At 38.6% G+C, this 1303-nt stretch carries 2 protein-coding genes; both read right to left on the minus strand.

Annotated features, from left to right (window positions below):
• Positions 1 to 151: 151 nt before the first annotated feature.
• The gene (locus LFYK43_RS12090) at positions 152 to 601 is read right to left on the minus strand and encodes a hypothetical protein (protein ID WP_124978577.1); all 450 of its coding nucleotides are present in this window, start codon (positions 599 to 601) and stop codon (positions 152 to 154) included.
• 169 nt (positions 602 to 770) lie between these two features.
• Positions 771 to 1303, minus strand: a 533-nt coding sequence (locus LFYK43_RS12095; RefSeq protein WP_124978579.1) for an IS3 family transposase, incomplete at its 5' end; no start/stop codon positions are given.

Below are 1303 nucleotides of genomic sequence, written 5' to 3' on the forward strand. Positions count from 1 at the left end.
TTGTCTCTTTTTTTATAATAATACAAAAAACAAAAAAACTGGTACAGATAGTAAAATTTCTCTATCAGTACCAGATATTATAGAATCTAAAAAATGGAGATCTTCTTTTTTTATTGAGTTTAAAAATAACATTTTTTCTTTATTGTCAATATTAATTATTCTTGAGCAGCCGCATATGCCGTGTTCTTGATTCAGCAACTGCACTTTCCATTTGTTGTGTCGACCATTCTTTGATGGGCACAAATTTGAATCGAGCGAACATCGTGGTATTTTCAAAGTGAACATTACAAATTTGGGAAATGCGGATCCAAATACCTAACGTACTGTCGAAAAAAACATCTCCAACTTGTGGTACGTTCCGATACTGTTCCACAGAAAACTGCAGTTCATTTTCAGTTGGCAAATAGTCAGCAGCTAAATCCGGCGAGCCGTACAGCTGTCCTAAACAATAATAAAACACGCTGCGGTCATTATCTTGAGTAGGCTTCGCTTCGATCCCTAAGATGTTGATCACGACAAATGTGCCGCCATGATACTGCACCACGTCGCCAATCTCGATCTCATCGGACATTTTTCTTTTTAGACGGATACTCTCAATCATTTTTGTACCCCCTTGTTAACGCTGCGTTGCATAAACCAAGTACAAGTCCTGACCATTCTTCAACTTTATTATAAATAATTCAGCTCAATTAGCCAAATGCAGAGGCTTTTGCTTAGAGAGCAATCTCGGGGCTACTATGTGTCAAGTAGACAGCTCAAATAATTAAAACCTATGCGATTTTCTGAACGGCATGATTCCGATATTCTGTTGGGGTCATGCCGTTTAGTGTTTCTTGACGACGTTTGTTATTGTACCAATCAATACACTGCTGGATAAATTCTTCCATTTCAAGGCGAGACAAAGCACGTTTAAAAGCAAAAAATTCGGTTTTCATATGACTCCAGAAACTTTCCATTGGACTATTGTCACCAGGTGTTCCCGGACGTGACATACTATGCGTGATTCCCAAGCCTGCCAGCATTGTATTATATGCTCCTGAAGTATAACTTGAGCCTTGATCACTATGCAAAAGTGCTGGTTTGATCCCATGATTATTCTTGATTGCTGTCTCAAAAGTCTCTGTCACTAATGTTGCCGTTTCTGTAGTTTCAACTCTCCAGGAGATAATACTATGATCGTAAAGGTCTTTAATCGCACTTAAACGCAATTTTGATTCCTGATTTGCACCGAATCTAAGTTCACTACAGTCGGTAACCCAAATTTGATTTGGGTGATCTGGATGAAAATCATGTCCTGCATCGG

Origin of the sequence: Ligilactobacillus salitolerans, assembly GCF_003864415.1 — a bacterium.
GTDB classification, from domain to species: Bacteria; Bacillota; Bacilli; order Lactobacillales; family Lactobacillaceae; genus Ligilactobacillus; species Ligilactobacillus salitolerans.